At 72.2% G+C, this 15,382-nt stretch carries 18 protein-coding genes; 10 read left to right on the plus strand and 8 right to left on the minus strand.

All coding sequences use genetic code 11. The features are described 5' to 3' along the window. Positions 1 to 17: 17 nt before the first annotated feature. Positions 18 to 434 carry a VOC family protein gene (locus FDO69_RS11205; RefSeq protein ID WP_104779610.1) on the minus strand — a complete coding sequence of 139 codons (417 nt, stop codon included), beginning with the start codon at positions 432 to 434 and terminating at the stop codon, positions 18 to 20. A gap of 223 nt (positions 435 to 657) precedes the next feature. Between FDO69_RS11205 and FDO69_RS11210 the strand changes: the two genes are divergently transcribed. From FDO69_RS11210 to FDO69_RS11220, 3 genes are all read left to right on the plus strand, one after another. Next, positions 658 to 2,256 carry an ABC-F family ATP-binding cassette domain-containing protein gene (locus tag FDO69_RS11210; protein ID WP_104779611.1) on the plus strand — a complete coding sequence of 533 codons (1,599 nt, stop codon included), beginning with the start codon at positions 658 to 660 and terminating at the stop codon, positions 2,254 to 2,256. A 352-nt stretch (positions 2,257 to 2,608) separates the two neighbouring features. Continuing rightward, a complete protein-coding gene (locus tag FDO69_RS11215; protein ID WP_010037790.1) occupies positions 2,609 to 2,827 on the plus strand; it encodes a helix-turn-helix domain-containing protein in 219 nt (72 codons plus the stop codon). A gap of 148 nt (positions 2,828 to 2,975) precedes the next feature. Then, positions 2,976 to 3,779 carry an enoyl-CoA hydratase/isomerase family protein gene (locus tag FDO69_RS11220; protein ID WP_104779612.1) on the plus strand — a complete coding sequence of 268 codons (804 nt, stop codon included), beginning with the start codon at positions 2,976 to 2,978 and terminating at the stop codon, positions 3,777 to 3,779. Between the two features lie 138 nt (positions 3,780 to 3,917). On the opposite strand, the gene FDO69_RS11225 is transcribed toward FDO69_RS11220, so the two are convergent. Continuing rightward, a complete protein-coding gene (locus tag FDO69_RS11225) occupies positions 3,918 to 4,643 on the minus strand; it encodes a nucleopolyhedrovirus P10 family protein (protein WP_104779613.1) in 726 nt (241 codons plus the stop codon). Between the two features lie 86 nt (positions 4,644 to 4,729). Here FDO69_RS11225 and FDO69_RS11230 point away from each other — a divergent pair, with 86 nt between their 5' ends. The 5 genes from FDO69_RS11230 to amaP are packed head-to-tail and all read left to right on the plus strand — an operon-like array spanning position 4,730 to position 7,093. After that, positions 4,730 to 5,203 carry an Asp23/Gls24 family envelope stress response protein gene (locus FDO69_RS11230; RefSeq protein WP_104779614.1) on the plus strand — a complete coding sequence of 158 codons (474 nt, stop codon included), beginning with the start codon at positions 4,730 to 4,732 and terminating at the stop codon, positions 5,201 to 5,203. Between the two features lie 47 nt (positions 5,204 to 5,250). Further along, positions 5,251 to 5,433: a hypothetical protein gene (locus FDO69_RS11235; RefSeq protein ID WP_033310926.1), complete on the plus strand. Its 183-nt coding sequence runs from the start codon at positions 5,251 to 5,253 to the stop codon at positions 5,431 to 5,433. Next, positions 5,430 to 5,813 carry an Asp23/Gls24 family envelope stress response protein gene (locus FDO69_RS11240; protein WP_104779615.1) on the plus strand — a complete coding sequence of 128 codons (384 nt, stop codon included), beginning with the start codon at positions 5,430 to 5,432 and terminating at the stop codon, positions 5,811 to 5,813. Before FDO69_RS11235 ends, FDO69_RS11240 begins: the two co-directional genes overlap by 4 nt. After that, a complete protein-coding gene (locus FDO69_RS11245; protein WP_104779616.1) occupies positions 5,810 to 6,508 on the plus strand; it encodes a DUF6286 domain-containing protein in 699 nt (232 codons plus the stop codon). Before FDO69_RS11240 ends, FDO69_RS11245 begins: the two co-directional genes overlap by 4 nt. A 6-nt stretch (positions 6,509 to 6,514) precedes the next feature. Next, on the plus strand, positions 6,515 to 7,093 hold the full coding sequence (gene amaP / locus FDO69_RS11250; protein ID WP_104779617.1) for an alkaline shock response membrane anchor protein AmaP: 579 nt from the start codon (positions 6,515 to 6,517) through the stop codon (positions 7,091 to 7,093). A gap of 101 nt (positions 7,094 to 7,194) precedes the next feature. On the opposite strand, the gene FDO69_RS11255 is transcribed toward amaP, so the two are convergent. From FDO69_RS11255 to FDO69_RS11275, 5 genes are all read right to left on the minus strand, one after another. Next, positions 7,195 to 7,950 (minus strand): SDR family oxidoreductase, encoded by a 756-nt coding sequence (locus tag FDO69_RS11255; protein ID WP_104779618.1) that lies wholly within the window; start codon positions 7,948 to 7,950, stop codon positions 7,195 to 7,197. A 5-nt stretch (positions 7,951 to 7,955) separates the two neighbouring features. After that, on the minus strand, positions 7,956 to 9,737 hold the full coding sequence (locus FDO69_RS11260) for a glycoside hydrolase family 15 protein (RefSeq protein ID WP_104779619.1): 1,782 nt from the start codon (positions 9,735 to 9,737) through the stop codon (positions 7,956 to 7,958). Positions 9,738 to 9,912: 175 nt separating this feature from the next. After that, positions 9,913 to 10,710, minus strand: a complete 798-nt coding sequence (locus tag FDO69_RS11265) for an SURF1 family cytochrome oxidase biogenesis protein (protein WP_276616049.1) — start codon at positions 10,708 to 10,710, stop codon at positions 9,913 to 9,915. 49 nt (positions 10,711 to 10,759) lie between these two features. Beyond that, the gene (locus FDO69_RS11270; protein WP_078615365.1) at positions 10,760 to 10,993 is read right to left on the minus strand and encodes a hypothetical protein; all 234 of its coding nucleotides are present in this window, start codon (positions 10,991 to 10,993) and stop codon (positions 10,760 to 10,762) included. Positions 10,994 to 11,177: 184 nt separating this feature from the next. After that, positions 11,178 to 12,179: a DEDDh family exonuclease gene (locus tag FDO69_RS11275; protein ID WP_104779679.1), complete on the minus strand. Its 1,002-nt coding sequence runs from the start codon at positions 12,177 to 12,179 to the stop codon at positions 11,178 to 11,180. Between the two features lie 278 nt (positions 12,180 to 12,457). Here FDO69_RS11275 and FDO69_RS11280 point away from each other — a divergent pair, with 278 nt between their 5' ends. Continuing rightward, on the plus strand, positions 12,458 to 13,477 hold the full coding sequence (locus FDO69_RS11280) for a sterol desaturase family protein (RefSeq protein ID WP_104779621.1): 1,020 nt from the start codon (positions 12,458 to 12,460) through the stop codon (positions 13,475 to 13,477). Then, positions 13,474 to 14,154: a lysoplasmalogenase gene (locus tag FDO69_RS11285; protein ID WP_104779622.1), complete on the plus strand. Its 681-nt coding sequence runs from the start codon at positions 13,474 to 13,476 to the stop codon at positions 14,152 to 14,154. Before FDO69_RS11280 ends, FDO69_RS11285 begins: the two co-directional genes overlap by 4 nt. A 165-nt stretch (positions 14,155 to 14,319) precedes the next feature. Here FDO69_RS11285 and FDO69_RS11290 read toward each other — a convergent pair whose 3' ends face one another. Beyond that, positions 14,320 to 15,345, minus strand: a complete 1,026-nt coding sequence (locus tag FDO69_RS11290; protein WP_104779623.1) for a CopD family protein — start codon at positions 15,343 to 15,345, stop codon at positions 14,320 to 14,322. Positions 15,346 to 15,382 lie beyond the last annotated feature (37 nt).

The following is a 15,382-nucleotide window of genomic DNA, read 5'->3' on the forward strand; positions in this document are numbered from 1 at the left end:
GCCCGAGGGCGGGGACGTCAGCCCGTCGTGATCTCCGGCGCGTACGTCCCGAAGCTCCACACATTGCCCTCGAGGTCGCGGGCCATGTAGTCCCGCGAGCCGTAGTCCTGGTCCGTCGGGGACATCAGCACCTCCACGCCGTGCTCCACGGCGTGGCGGTGGTGCCCGTCCACGTCGTCCACGACCACGTACACCCCCGTGGTGCCCGCGTTCTTCATGGCCGTGTCGAACAGGCCGCCCCGGCCCTTGCTGCCGACCATCACCGCGCCGTTGCCCTGGGCCAGCTCGGCGTGCAGCACCGAGCCGTCCTCGCCCTCGTACACCGACAGCTCCGTGAAGCCGAAGGCCTCCGTGAGCTGCCGGATCGCCGCCTTCGCGTCCGCGTACAGCAGCGTCGGGTAGATGCTCGGACGCCCGCCGGACGTGCCTGCCATGGCGATCACTTCCTCGTGTCTCGCGGGGCTGTCCCCCTCAGTGTTCCATCGGCCACCGGCAACGGCCCCGCGTCCGGCCGCCGGTGATCGAACACCCGCACACAGAAAAAGTGGTTGCACGCCCCCGTTAGACTGTCCCCCATGGCCATTCTCCTCGCGCATTAGACGGCGGGAACGTCCTCAGCCGTCCATCCCGCCCCCGTATCCGCCCTGGAGTCTGTCCGTGATCTCCGCCTCCGGTATCGAGCTGCGCGCCGGTGCCCGCGTCCTCATCGAAAACGCCTCGTTCCGCATCGCCAAGGGCGACCGCATCGGCCTGGTCGGCCGCAACGGCGCGGGGAAGACCACCCTCACCAAGTGCCTGGCGGGCGAGGGCATGCCCGCCGGTGGCACCATCACCCGCTCCGGCGAGGTCGGCTACCTCCCGCAGGACCCCCGCACCGGGGACCTCGACATCCTCGCCCGCGACCGCGTCCTGTCCGCGCGCGGCCTGGACGTGCTGCTCCGCAAGATGCGCGACAACGAACAGCGCATCGCCACCGGCCAGGGCGCCACCCGCGAGAAGGCGCTCAAGCAGTACGAGCGCCAGGAGACCGAGTTCCTCACCAAGGGCGGGTACGCCGCCGAGGCCGAGGCCGCCACCATCGCCGCCGCGCTCAACCTGCCCGACCGGGTGCTCGGCCAGCCCCTGCACACCCTGTCCGGCGGTCAGCGCCGCCGTATCGAGCTGGCCCGGATCCTCTTCTCCGACGCGGACACCCTGCTGCTCGACGAGCCCACGAACCACCTCGACGCCGACTCGATCGTCTGGCTGCGCGACTACCTGCGGACCTACCGCGGCGGCTTCATCGTGATCTCCCACGACGTCGACCTCGTCGAGACGGTCGTCAACAAGGTGTTCTACCTGGACGCCAACCGCGCCCAGATCGACATCTACAACATGGGCTGGAAGCTCTACCAGCAGCAGCGCGAGGCCGACGAGAAGCGCCGCAAGCGCGAGCGGCAGAACGCCGAGAAGAAGGCCTCCGCGCTGCACTCGCAGGCCGACAAGATGCGGGCCAAGGCCACCAAGACCGTCGCCGCGCAGAACATGGCCCGCCGGGCGGACAAGCTGCTGGCCGGCCTGGAGGCCGAGCGGAAGTCCGACAAGGTCGCCAAGCTGCGCTTCCCCGAGCCCTCCCCGTGCGGCAAGACTCCCCTCATGGCCGAGGGCCTGTCGAAGTCCTACGGATCGCTGGAGATCTTCACCGACGTCGACCTGGCCATCGACAAGGGCTCACGCGTCGTCATCCTCGGCCTCAACGGCGCCGGCAAGACGACCCTGCTCCGCCTCCTCGGCGGGGCGGAGCAGCCCGACACCGGCAAGGTCATCGAGGGCCACGGCCTCAAGCTCGGCTACTACGCCCAGGAGCACGAGACCCTCGACCCGGAGCGCACGGTCCTGGAGAACATGCGCTCGGCCGCCCCCGACCTGGACCTGGTGGAGGTCCGCAAGACGCTCGGCTCGTTCCTGTTCTCCGGCGACGACGTCGACAAGCCGGCCGGGGTCCTCTCCGGCGGCGAGAAGACCCGCCTCGCCCTCGCCACCCTCGTGGTGTCCTCGGCCAACGTGCTGCTCCTCGACGAGCCGACCAACAACCTCGACCCCGCCAGCCGCGAGGAGATCCTCGGCGCGCTGCGCACCTACAAGGGCGCGGTCGTCCTCGTCACGCACGACGAGGGCGCGGTCGAGGCGCTCCAGCCGGAGCGGATCATCCTGCTGCCGGACGGCGTCGAGGACCTGTGGGGCGCCGACTACGCGGATCTCGTCGCCCTGGCCTGAGCCACACCGGCGCTTGATCGAATGTGTGATCAACGGCGTATGGATCATTCGGCCCAGCGGTGATCCATCATCTGTGTGAGATCTCCTCGTACCGAGGTGTGTCCTACATCGATTTCGCGGCCGAGCCCCCGATTCTTCCGGGCTCGGCCGCGCGGCCTTTCTGACCTGGCATTTTCCTCCACCATCTGTTCGGCCGTACGGACACCACTCTTCGGAATTCTGCATTCCGGATGTGGGGATGTGCTCCCGTCGTCACAACCTTGTCTCACGGACCTTGCCGAATGGGTGGCCAGGAAGGCCCGGAGGGGTGATCATGAGGAGACCAGAGCGCACTTCCCATGAGGAGGCACGGGTGGCCGAGACTCTGAAGAAGGGCAGCCGGGTGACCGGCGCCGCGCGCGACAAGCTCGCGGCAGACCTGAAGAAGAAGTACGACGCCGGTGCGAGCATCCGGGCGTTGGCCGAGGAGACCGGCCGCTCGTATGGCTTTGTGCACCGCATGCTCAGTGAGTCGGGCGTCACGCTGCGAGGGCGTGGCGGGGCGACCCGGGGCAAAAAGGCCACGGCCTGACCCCGGGTGGCCCCACGGCTCCGATGGTGGCCACCCGGTCGGTCGACTGATCGGCCGGGTGGTTACTGTGCAGTCACTTAAGCGTGGCCTGCCTCGACGGCGCAGCCGTCGTACGGGCTCGTAAGACCGCACACATCGGAGGCGTCCCATGGCTTCGCCCGACAAGGACCTCGTTCCCGTACTCGACAAGGACGGCGTACGGCTCACCGTCGACGACGCGATCGCCACGGTGACGCTGACCAACCCGGACAAGCGCAACGCGCAGAGCCCCGCTCTGTGGCGTGCGCTGACCGAGGCCGGGCGGCGGCTGCCGGGCTCCGTCCGCGTTGTGGTGCTGCGGGCCGAGGGCAAGTCCTTCTCGGCCGGGCTCGACCGGCAGGCGTTCACGCCCGAGGGCTTCGACGGCGAACCGTCGTTCATCGACCTCGCGCGCGGCGCCGACGCCGAGCTGGACGCGACCATCGCCGAATACCAGGAGGCGTTCACCTGGTGGCGGCGCAGCGACATCGTCTCCGTCGCCGCTGTCCAGGGGCATGCCATCGGGGCGGGCTTCCAGCTCGCCCTCGCCTGCGATCTGCGCGTCGTCGCCGACGACGTGCAGTTCGCCATGCGTGAGACCAGCCTCGGACTCGTGCCCGACCTGACGGGCACGCACCCGCTGGTGGGACTCGTCGGATACGCCCGCGCGCTGGAGATCTGCGTGACCGGGCGCTTCGTCACGGCCGAGGAGGCCGTGAACACCGGCCTGGCCAACCTCGCCGTGCCCACCGGCCAGCTGGACGACACGGTCCGCGACCTCGTCTCGGCCGTGCTCGCCGCCCCCCGCGACGCGGTCATCGAGACCAAGGCCCTGCTGCGGGGCGCCCAGGACCGCACGTACGAGGAGCAGCGCGCCGCCGAGCGCCAGTCCCAGGCCCGCAGGCTGCGGGACCTCGCGGGCGTCGAGGACTGAGCCGCGCCGGGGGCCCGGGCCTCGCCGGGTGAGCGATCGGCCCTGGCCGTCCGCCGCAGGTGTCCCGTCCACCGGCGGCCTGCGCGCGGGCAGGCCGCCGCCACCGGGCCGCGTGGCACGGCCGGCGGGGGAGCACGGTCAGCCGATCGCGCTCACCACGACCGCCACCGTCGGGTGATCCGGCAGCGTCCGCCTGACCGCCGTGCGGACCTCGCGGGCCACGTCCCTGGCCCGCCGGTCCGAGCTCACCGCCACCTCCAGCCGGACATGGCGGTGGGGCAGCGCCGCGCCCTCGGGGAACAGCAGCTCGATGTGCACGGGGTGGCCCAGCGTGCCGGTCAGATGGAGGACACCCGGGACGCCGAGCGCGGCGGCGGCCACCCGGGTCTCGTCGGAGCCCTCGGCCCGCGCGGCACCCGGCGGCTCGGGAAGGCCCGCGGCCGCGCGTTCCGCGGGCCCCTCGGCGTCCTCCTCCAGCAGCCCCGTCACCCGCAGGTCCACCTCCGTCACCGTCAGGCCGAGCCGCCCGTTCGCCGCGGCCGCCAGCGTGTGCCGCAGCAGGGTCGCCGTCGCCGGCAGCGGCTGCGAGGCCGTCGCGGCGAACTCCGCCGTCACCCGTAGCGGCCCGGGCGGCAGCGCACTCGGCGGAGCCGGTACGGCCGGCTCGGCGGTGTCCGCCGCGTCGGCGACCGCGACCCGGAGCGCGTCGAGGCGCACCCCTGGCGCGTCCCACGCCGCACTCCGCAGCACCGCCTCCGCTGCCCGCTCCGCGATCCACGCGCCGTCCCGCGCGTCACCCAACGGCAGAAGCCTGCCGATTCCCAGCTGATGTCTCACTGCCTGCGCCCATCGGTCGGCCGTCATTCCACCAGCCTGCCGCATCAGAGGCGCGCTCCCACGCAACCGTGCTTACGGTGGTCCAAGGACGACGACCGAAAGGACGTACGGCGATGACTGACACGACCGAGACCCGGGGCGGGGAGTCCGATACGCCGGCGGCGCGCAGGAGCCCGCTGGTCAAGCGCGAGGGAGGAGACCCGGGCTCCCGGGGCCGGACGACCATCGCGGACGGCGTCGTGGAGAAGATCGCCGGGCTCGCCGCACGCGACGTCGACGGCGTGCACGCCATGGGCAGCGGTATGTCCCGGACCTTCGGCGCCGTGCGCGACCGGGTGCCCGGCGGCGCCAAGTCGGTGACGCGCGGAGTGAAGGCCGAGGTCGGTGAGGTGCAGGCCGCCCTCGACCTGGAGATCGTCGTGGAGTACGGCGTGTCGATCGCCGATGTGGCCCGGGGCGTACGGGAGAACGTCATCAACGCCGTGGAGCGGATGACCGGTCTCGAGGTCGTCGAGGTCAACATCGCGGTGAGCGACGTGAAGCTGCCGGACGAGGAGGAAGAGGAACCGGAGCGCCGGATCCAGTGAGGCACGGGCCATCGGACAACACAAGCGGCTGAGGAGCTGAGGAGCGCATGAGCATGGCCGTGGTCGGCATGATCGCCGGCATGGCGCTGGCGTTCGCCGGATATTTCGGCGGATTCGGTGCCTTCGTGCTGGTGGCGGCGCTGGGCGCCGTCGGCTTCGTCGTCGGCCGGTTCCTGGACGGGGACATGGACTTCGGCGACTTCTTCCGTGTCCGTGAACGGCGGCGGTGACGCCCGTGGGTACGGGGGCCGGTGAGCTCGACAGACCCCTGAGCGTCGTCCTGCCGGGCGAGCGCGGCGGGACGCGGATCGCTGACCGGGTCGTCGCGAAGATCGCCTCGCAGGCGGCCCGCGAGGCGGTCGGCACGCTGCCGCCCGACGCCGGACGGCCCTCCGCGTCCGTCGTCGTCCACCGCGACGTCGCCCACGTCCGGGTCCACCTCGAACTCGACTACCCCTGCGACATCGGCGCCCGCTGCCGCACCGTGCGTCGCCACGTGGTCGAGCGGGTGGAGGCCCTGGTGGGCATGCAGGTGCCGGATGTCGTCGTCCAGGTGGAGCAGCTGCACCTGGTCGCGGGACCCGGCGCGGCACAGGGGAGGATGCGATGAGCGAACCCCACGACCAGGAACAACCACCCGAGGGCAGCACGCAGCGCCTGCCGGTCCTCGACGAGCAGGAGAGGCGCAACGGCGACGGGCCCGACCGGTCCGATGCGTCGGACGCCCACGAGCCACCGGCCGAACCCGGGGAGGGCGGCGGCCGCGAGGGCCGCTTCTGGTCGGCGCGCCGCGTCCCCGCGGGCATCGTCGCCCTGCTGCTCCTGGGCCTGACCGGGCTGTTCCTCTACGACATCGTCTCCGTGCGCGCCGGCCGGCCCGGCATGTACTGGCGGCGGGAACTGGCCCGGCAGCTCGCCGAACGGCCCCTCGACGACACGTGGGTGCTCGTCGGCGCCGGGGTCGCCGCCGTCCTCGGCCTGTGGCTGCTGACTCTGGCCGCCACACCCGGCCTGCGGTCCGTGCTCCCGATGCGGCGCGCCCACACCGAGGTCCGTGCCGGACTGCACCGGGACGCCGCCGCCATCGCGCTGCGGGACCGGGCCATGGAGGTGGCCGGCGTGCAGTCGGCCCGGGTACGGGTCCGCCGGAGGCGGGCCGACGTGCGCGCGATGGCGCACTTCCGGGAAGTGGACGACGTAAGGACCGATCTGGACGCCGTGCTCGCCGACGCGGTCCGCGGACTGGGGCTGTCCCGGCCGCCCTCGCTGTCGGTGCGCGTCCGGCGGCCCGGCCGGAAGGGGTGAGCGACGGTGCTCAGGACCGTCAACCGCGTGTTCCTCGGCCTGATGGGCCTCATTCTGCTGGTGCTGGGCGGCTCCGTCCTCGCCGTCGGCCTGGGCGCCCCGGTGCCCTCGTGGTGGATCCACGACAGTGAGCACGACGTGCTGCTGAGCAACGCCGAGCGCACCCGCTGGCGTGACGAGGGCTGGTGGTGGCCGGTCGTCATCGCCGCCCTCGCCGTATCGCTGCTGCTCGCCCTGTGGTGGCTCGTCGCGGTCCTGCGCCGGCGCCGCCTCGCCGAGGTCCTCGTCGACACCGGCGACGGTGACGGCGCGCTGGTGCGGGGCAGGGCCCTGGAGAACGTCCTCACCCAGGAGTCGGCCCACGTCGACGGGGTGGACGCGGCCCACGCCCGACTGAAGGGCGGCCGCAGCACCCCCGAGGCCCACGTACGCCTCGCACTGGAGCCGCACGTGGACCCGGGGACGGCCTTGACCGACTTCACGACCGGCGCCTTGGCCCATGCGAGGACATCGGCGGGTCTTGAGTCACTTCCGGCAGAGGTACGCCTGCGGGGCGTCAAGCACGGCGCGCAGAGAGTGAGTTGACGACGCACTCCAGGGGTGCGCCCCAAGGGGTGCGGGGCTGGAGTGATGTGCGGCTCCACCGCGTGGGCGCGACCACCCCCACGACCCGCGGACGGCACCGGTCAGAACCCGTGGCGCGCTCCCCCGTCGACGGGCACCATCACACCGGTCAGGTAAGAGGCGGCCGGCGACAACAAGAACGCCGCCACCCGCCCGAACTCTTCGGGCGCCCCGTACCGGCGCAGTGGAATCCGCGACTCCGACGCGGCACGGGTCGCCTCGGGATCCGCCGACAGCGCGTCCAGCTGCCGTACCCGGTCGGTGTCGATCCGCCCGGGTAGGACACCGACCACCCGGATGCCCCGTGGCCCCAGCTCGTCGGAGAGCGACTTGGCGAATCCCGCGAGCCCCGGCCGCAGCCCGTTCGAGATGGTCAGCCCCGGGATCGGCTCGTACACGGACCCGGACAGCACGAAGCCGATGACGCCCCCGGCCTCCATCTCGGCGGCCGCGGCCCGGGCCAGCCGCACCGCACCGAGGAACACCGACTCGAACGCCGTCTGCCACTGCTCGTCCGTGTTGTCCGCGACGAACCCGGCCGGCGGGCCGCCCACGCTGACGAGGACACCGTTGAAACGGCCGAAGTTCTCCCGCGCGGCCGCGATCAGCCGGGCCGCCGCCTCCGGGTCGGCGTTGTCGACGGCCACCCCGACCGCGTTCGGTCCCAGCTCGGCGGCCGCCTCGGCGACACTCTTCTCGTCGCGCCCCGAGACGATCACCTTCGCCCCGTCCGCGACGAGCTCACGCGCGGTGGCGTTGCCGAGGCCTCGCGTGGCCCCGGTGACGACGTACACCCGGTCCTTCAGTCCAAGATCCATGGTCCCTATCCTGCCCCGTCCTCACCGAACAGGGCGAGGGCGGTGTTCACCAGCCCGATGTGGCTGAACGCCTGCGGGAAGTTGCCGAGATGCCGACCGGTCACCGGGTCGAACTCCTCGGACAGCAGCCCGACGTCGTTGGCGAGCCCCGCCAGCCGCTCGAACAGCTCCCGGGCCTCCTTCGTGCGGCCCGTCATGTGCAGGGCGTCCGCGAGCCAGAACGAGCACACCAGGAAGGCGCCCTCGCCGCCGGGCAGCCCGTCGACGCCGGCGTCGTCCGTGCTGTAGCGGCGCAGGAAGCCGTTGTGGGCGAGCTCCTCGCGGACCGCGTCGATCGTGCCGATCACCCGCGGATCGTCCGGCGGCAGGAACCCGACGCGCGGGATGAGCAGCAGCGCGGCGTCCAGTTCGCGTGAGCCGTAGGACTGCGTGAAGGTGTTGCGTTCCGCGTCGTAGCCCTTCTCGCACACCTCCTCGTGCACCTCGTCGCGCAGCGCCCGCCAGCCGTCCAGATCGCCGTCCAGCTCCGGATGGCGCTCCAGGGTGCCTACGGCACGGTCGGCCGCCACCCACACCATCACCTTCGAGTGCACGAACTGGCGCCGGCCGCCGCGCACCTCCCACAGCCCCTCGTCCGGCTGCTGCCAGTGGGTGCGCAGGAAGTCCAGCAGGGCCGTCTGCAGCGCCCACACGTCCGGCTGCGGGGACAGGCCCGACTCGCGGGCGAGCGACAGGGAGTCCATGACCTCGCCGTAGACGTCCAGCTGGAGCTGGGTCACGGCGTCGTTGCCGACGCGTACCGGCGCGGACTCGGCGAAGCCGGACAGCCACGGCAGCTCGAACTCGGGCAGCCGGCGTTCACCCGCCAGGCCGTACATGATCTGCAGGTCCGCCGGGTCGCCCGCGACCGCGCGCAGCAGCCAGTTCCGCCAGGCCTCCGCCTCCTCCTGGTAGCCCGCGGCGAGCAGCGCGTTCAGGGTGAGGGTGGAGTCGCGCAGCCAGCAGTAGCGGTAGTCCCAGTTGCGCACCCCGCCCGGTTCCTCGGGCAGCGAGGTGGTGGGGGCGGCGACGATGCCGCCCGTGGGGGCGTAGGTGAGCGCCTTGAGGGTGATCAGGGAGCGGACGACGGCATCCCGGTACGGGCCGTCGTAGCGGCAGCGCGACGCCCAGGCGCGCCAGTCCTCCACGCTGTGGCGCAGTGCGTCGTACGGGTCGACGAGCGGCGGGCGCTCCTCGTGGGAGGGGTGCCAGGTCAGGACGAAGGCGACCTTTTCCCCCTGCTTGACGGTGAACTCGGCGTGCGTGCCGAAGTCCTCGCCCCAGCTGGTCACCTCCGGCTCGCTGCGCAGCCAGGTCGAGTCGGGTCCCGCCACCGCGACGCGGTGGCCGTCGGCCTTGCGCACCCAGGGGACGATCGAGCCGTAGTCGAAGCGCAGCTTGAGGGCGCTGTGCAGCGTCACCTCGCCGTCGAGGCCCTCGACGACGCGCACCAGGTCGGGTGCGCGGTCGCGTTGGGGCATCAGGTCGGTGACCCGGACGGATCCCTGCTCCGTCTCCCACTCGGTGTCCAGGACGAGGGTGTCGCGGCGGTAGGCGCGCCGGGTGCAGCGGTCCGCCCCCACGGGGGCGATGCGCCAGTAGCCGTTGTCCTCGTCGCCGAGCATTCTGGCGAAGCAGGCGGCCGAGTCGAAGCGGGGCAGGCACAACCAGTCGACGGATCCGTCCGTACCGACCAGGGCCGCGGTCTGTTCGTCGCCGATGAGCGCGTAGTCCTCGATGCTGGGCACCCAGTGCGGGTTCCCGGCAAGTCGGCGCGGCAATCAGGGCGGGGGCCGGGGGAGTGACGTGTCCTGGCCGGCAGGCGCCGCCGGGCCGGGGCGGGGCGGCCGATGGCCACGCGGCCGTGGTCCGTGGCGGCGCGCGGGGCGTCGGGCCCCGCCTCGCGGTGATCGGTGGCGGTGTCTACACCGCTGCCGGCTCGGACTCGGCCGTGTCGGATTCCTCGGCCGCCTGCTGGGCCCGCTCACGGGCTTCGCGGCGGGCCAGGACCACCCAGCCGACCGGGACGGCCGCGGAGAACAGCCACCACTGGACGGCGTACGCGTAGTTCAGCGCCGCGTCCTCCTTGCCGGGGTTGCCCAGCAGCTCGGGGACGTCGCCCTTGGGTTCGGGGGCGGTCTGGGCGATGTAGCCGCCGAGCACGCGGGCGTCCAGGCGCCGGGCCTGCTGTTCGCTGTTGATCAGCATGATCTGCCGGTCGGGAAGGCCCTGGAGGTTCTTGATGCCGCTCGCCGCGGTCGTCTCGTCGGGCATCAGCCGCCCCTCGACGGTGACCTCGCCGCCCGGCGGCGCGGGAACCTTCGGGAACGTCGTCTGGCTCGGACCGTCGGAGGGGATCCAGCCCCGGTTGACCAGCAGCACCTTGCCGTCGTCGAGGACGAACGGGGTGAGCACGTGGTAGCCGACCTCGTCGTCGGAGTTGGTGCGGCGCCGGACGACGACCTCGCCCTCCGTGTCGAAGCGGCCCTTCGCCGTCACCGTGCGGTAGCGCTCGGCGCTGGTCACGGTGTGCCCGGGCGCGGTCAGTTTCTCCACGGGCACCGGATCGGCCGACAGCGCATCGGTGACCAGCTGGTTCCGGGCGGTGCGCTCCTCGTAGCGATGCATCTGCCAGATGCCCAGCCTGATCATCGTGGGGATGAGAAGCAGGGCGATCAGCGTGAGGATCACCCACTGCCGGGACATCAGGAAGCGGTACACCCCACGACCGTACAACTCGGTCGTGGGGTGCATTCGGTCGGGTACCGGTTCAGACCTTGTCGACAATTCCTGCCTTTCCCTCCGCTCGGGCGCAATGGGCGCCGCAGTACCAGTGGCCCTCGACCTCGACGCCCTGGCCGATGATCTGCACCCGGCAGTGCTCGCAGATCGGGGCCATGCGGTGGATCGCGCAGGAGAAGCAGTCGAAGACGTGCACCGCGCCCTGCGCGTGCACCTCGAAGGTCATTCCGTACTGATTGCCACATACCTCACAGGTCGCCATGCGCCACAGGGTGAGCCGTCGTCCCCGTGCGAGCGAGCGGGCGGCGGGCGAGTCGCCCGGCAATCACCCGTCCGTACGGTCACCCCTGCGGCGTGGGTCACCTCTGCGGCGTTCACCTCTGTGGCGTGGGCCACCCCCGCGACAAGGCTCACCTTGCCGGCGTGGGCCACCCCCGCGACACGGCTCACCCTTCCGGCGCCGGCTCCACATCCGCGAGGAGTTGCCCGAAGGCCGCCTCGTCCACGACCGGCGTGCCGAACTGCCGGGCCTTGACGACCTTGGAGGTGCCCGAGTCCGGGTCGTTCGTGACGAGCAGGCTGGTCAGGCGGGACAGGCTCGTGGCCACGTGCAGCCCGGCCTCGGTCGCGCGGTCCTCCAGCAGGTCCCGCTCGGTGGAGGTGTCACCGGAGAAGGCGACCCGCATGCCCTGCTTGAGCCGCCCGCCCGCCTCGTAGCGCCCGGGGTTGGGGTAGGGGCAGGCGGGGCGCTTGCGGGACGGGCGCCAACTGTTCGGCCGGTAACCGCCGTAGCCTCCGGGGCCGGCCTGCTGCCCGATGCGGGGTGCGGCGGGACGGTCCGCCCACTCGGTCAGCGGCCGGCACTCGTGCAGCGGCAGCCGTACGTTGTTCGCCGCCGCCGCCCGCAGGCTCGGCCGGAACGCCTCCGCCAGCACACGCGCGTCGTCCAGGGCGTGGTGCGCCCGCTGCTGGACGACGCCGAAGTGCGCCGCGAGGGACTCCAGCTTGTGGTTGGGCAACGGCAGCCCGAGTTCCTTGGAGAGCGCGATGGTGCACAGCCGCTGCCGCACCGGCGCCTCGCGCTCGGCGCGCGCGTACTCCCGGGCGATCATCTGCCAGTCGAAGACGGCGTTGTGGGCGACCAGCACCCGCCCCGCCAGCCGGGCCGTGAACTCCTCGGCGATGTCCGGGAAGAGGGGCGCCCCTTCGAGCGCCTCGCTCGTCAGTCCGTGGATCCACACGGGGCCCGGGTCGCGCTCGGGATTGACCGTCGTGTACCAGTGGTCCTCGACCTCGCCGCGCTCGTCCAGCCGGTAGACCGCCGCGGAGATGATGCGGTCGTCCCGGGCCAGGCCCGTGGTCTCCACGTCAACGACCGCGTACCCCTTGGGATACGCGGCCGGCCACGGCGTGGCCGAGAACACTGCGGTCGTCAGGTCTTCCAGCATGGTCACTGAGGATACGGGCCGCGACTGACACCGCCGTCCGTCAGGTGTGCCGGCCAGGCTCTTCCGACACCCCCTCAGGCGTGTTGTCCGGTCTGTCCGTTCGAGGGGTGTACGTCTGATCGGTCCTCAGTCGATCAGCCGGGCGCCTCCTCGCCCGATGTCTGAATCGGCCCCGTACCGGATTGGCGGAGATCACCAAGAAGCAAGCGCGTACCGTCGGTAATACTTGTGGGTAACAACGTCTGGCCGGGGCGGTACTCCGGTCCTACGGTGCTTGCATGCCGAACCTGCCCGATGTCGTGCTGTGGTCCGTCCCCGCCTTTGTGCTGCTCACCGTGGTCGAAATGGTGAGTTACCGCCTCCATCCCGACGAGGACGCGGAGGGCTACGAGGCGAAGGACGCCGCCACGAGTGTGGGCATGGGGCTCGGCAGCCTCGCCTTCGACTTCGTATGGAAGATCCCGATTCTGGCGATCTACACGGCCCTCTACGAACTCACGCCGCTGCGCGTGCCCGTGCTCTGGTGGACCGTCCCGCTGATGCTGCTCGGGCAGGACTTCTTCTACTACTGGTCCCACCGCGGCCACCACGTCATCCGCATCCTGTGGGCCTGCCACGTCGTCCACCACTCCAGCCGGAAGTTCAACCTCACCACCGCGCTGCGCCAGCCCTGGACGTCCCTGACCGTGTGGCCGTTCTACGTCCCCCTCATCGTCCTCGGCGTGCACCCCGCCGCGCTCGCGTTCTGCTCCTCGGCGAACCTCGTCTACCAGTTCTGGATCCACACCGAGCGCATCGACAAGATGCCCCGCTGGTTCGAGTTCGTCTTCAACACCCCCTCCCACCACCGCGTCCACCACGCCTCCCAGGGTGGCTATCTGGACCGCAACTTCGGCGGCATCCTCATCGTCTGGGACCGGCTGTTCGGGTCGTTCGTCGCGGAGACCGAGCGGCCCCGTTACGGACTGACCAAGAACATCACCACGTACAACCTGGTCAAGGTCGCCACGCACGAGTACGTGGCCATCGCCAAGGACCTGCGAGCGGCACGCAGTTGGCGCGAGCGCGCGGGACGCGTCTTCCGCGGACCGGGCTGGGGACCGGGACCGGCGGCCCCCACGCCGGCTTCGTCCCCGGCCGCCGCACCGGCTTCGTCCCCGGCCCCCACGCCGGCTTCGTCCCTGGCCGCCGCGACCACGCCGGGACCTGAGAGCACGTCGGTTTCCGGGAGGGCGCCGGTCGCCGATGTCACCCCCGGTGCCGGGACCGCCCCGGCCGGGAAGGGCACATCGGCGTGACCCCCTCGCGTCTCCTCCCGGCCGCCTTCGGCCTCGCCGTCGCCGTCGACCTGGTCTGCCTCGCGACCGGTGCCGACGCCGGGCACACCGTCGCCAAGCCCCTGCTGATGCCGCTCCTGGCCCTGTGGGCCGCCCTGCGCAAGGCGCCCCGACCGCTCCTGGCCGCCCTGCTGTTCGGCTGGGGCGGTGATGTCCTGCTGCTGTCGGACGCCGAGCCGGCCTTCCTCGCGGGCATGGCGTCCTTCGCGGCGGGCCACGTCTGCTACCTCGTGCTCTTCACGACGTACGGCAGCCGGAACGCCGTCTCACGCGCGCGTGCGGGCGTCCTGGCCCTGGGCTACGCCGCCGCCCTCGTGACGACAGTGGCGCTGCTCCGGCCGGACCTGCCCGCGGGCCTGCGCGTGCCGGTCGCCGGCTACAGCCTCCTGCTCACCGCCATGGCGTACCGGTCCGCCGTCCGGCTCGGTCTCCTCGCAGGGCTCGGCGGGGCGCTGTTCCTGCTGTCCGACACGCTCATCGCGACCGGTGTGGCCAAGTGGCCGCAACTGCCCGCACCGGACTTCTGGATCATGCTCACCTACGTCGCCGCGCAGAGCCTGCTGACGGTCGGCACGCTCGGGGCGCTCGACGCACGCAGGGCACCGGCAGCCACGTACGGCGAGATGCGCGCCGTCTGAGATCCGCTGGCGCAGGGCTGCGATACCGGTGAGATCCGCTAGCGCAGGGCTGCGATACCGGCGAGGAAGATGTCGACTCCGACGAGGAACTGTTCGCGGTCCTCGTCGTCCAGGAAGGAGAACCGCTCCGGCTCCGGCCGGGCCGGTTCCCCGGACACGCCTCTGTCACCAGCGGATGGGCACCGGGACCGCCGTCAGCACCCCGGACACCGCGACCGCCAGGCCCAGGGCGACGACCTCCGCCCGGGCCGGCTCACACGCGGTCAGCGGGTCGGCGGACCGGCGCAGCCGTCGCCGGGCCCACACCGCGAGGGCGGCGACGACCGCCACGAGCAGCACCTTGGCGAGCAGCGCGCGCCCGTACGCCGTCCCGGTCAGCTGCTCGAGGATCGTCTCCGGCGGCATCCGGCGCAGTGAACTGCACACACCCGTCGCGGTGACGGCGGCGAGCAGGACGGCCGCCACGCGCGCGTAGAGACCCAGCAGTGCCGCGCCGGCCGCCGCGTCGGGCCGGCCGCGCCACAGCCGCAGGACGCGCAGCGCGTGCACCAGGCCGCCCGCCCACAGCGCCGCGCAGGACAGGTGAACGAGCGTCAGCGCGGAGCCGGTCAGCGGGGTGTGCTCGGTCGTGGGGTGTGCGCGCAGCGCCTCGGCGACGACCACGGCGGCCAGCGGCCAGGCCTGCGAGGCGGGCCGGCGCGACGCGGCGCACAGTCCCGCCACCAGGAACGCGTTGACCTCCAGCAGGGCGAGCTTGCCGTCCCGGGAGGCGTAAAGCCCCCCGACATCGATGTCGGCCCCCTCGCCCGGCACGAGATTGCCGGTGGCCACGACCGCGGCGAGCCCGAGGGCGGCCAGGAAACCGGCGCCGGCCGCGAGCGGGGACCGACTGCGGGGCAGAACCGGGGGAGCGCCGCCCCGGCCGGGCAGCGAGCGCGCCAGCCGGTTCACGAACAGTTCACCGACGGGTATGCACAGCGCCCCGAACAGCACCGTGCGGAGCAGGGCTATGCCGCCGGCGCCGGGCGCTTCGGCCTCCCCGGTGCCGTGCAGCGCGGCGGACGGGCCGAGCAGCGGGATCAGCGCGGCCAGCGCCACCAGCACCAGGACGGCGACGGCCCGGCCCGCACCGGCGCGCCGCACGGACCCGTGCCGATCGGCCGGCCCGGGCGGGGGTTGTGTCAGGGTCACCCCAGGATCTTCACCAACCTTCACACGGCCGGGCAAG

Source organism: Streptomyces tibetensis (genome assembly GCF_007655005.1).
GTDB classification, from domain to species: Bacteria; Actinomycetota; Actinomycetes; order Streptomycetales; family Streptomycetaceae; genus Streptomyces; species Streptomyces tibetensis.

Excerpts from the sequence above, each read along its gene's own strand:
- FDO69_RS11255 (WP_104779618.1), bottom strand. The coding sequence starts at position 7,950 with ATGGATCTTGGACTGAAGGACCGGGTGTACGTCGTCACCGGGGCCACG.
- FDO69_RS11275 (WP_104779679.1), bottom strand. The coding sequence starts at position 12,179 with ATGCTGGAAGACCTGACGACCGCAGTGTTCTCGGCCACGCCGTGGCCG.
- FDO69_RS11235 (WP_033310926.1), top strand. The coding sequence starts at position 5,251 with ATGAGCATGGCCGTGGTCGGCATGATCGCCGGCATGGCGCTGGCGTTC.
- FDO69_RS11245 (WP_104779616.1), top strand. The coding sequence starts at position 5,810 with ATGAGCGAACCCCACGACCAGGAACAACCACCCGAGGGCAGCACGCAG.
- FDO69_RS11205 (WP_104779610.1), bottom strand. The coding sequence starts at position 434 with ATGGCAGGCACGTCCGGCGGGCGTCCGAGCATCTACCCGACGCTGCTG.
- FDO69_RS11225 (WP_104779613.1), bottom strand. The coding sequence starts at position 4,643 with ATGACGGCCGACCGATGGGCGCAGGCAGTGAGACATCAGCTGGGAATC.
- FDO69_RS11280 (WP_104779621.1), top strand. The coding sequence starts at position 12,458 with ATGCCGAACCTGCCCGATGTCGTGCTGTGGTCCGTCCCCGCCTTTGTG.
- FDO69_RS11220 (WP_104779612.1), top strand. The coding sequence starts at position 2,976 with ATGGCTTCGCCCGACAAGGACCTCGTTCCCGTACTCGACAAGGACGGC.
- FDO69_RS11230 (WP_104779614.1), top strand. The coding sequence starts at position 4,730 with ATGACTGACACGACCGAGACCCGGGGCGGGGAGTCCGATACGCCGGCG.
- FDO69_RS11270 (WP_078615365.1), bottom strand. The coding sequence starts at position 10,993 with ATGGCGACCTGTGAGGTATGTGGCAATCAGTACGGAATGACCTTCGAG.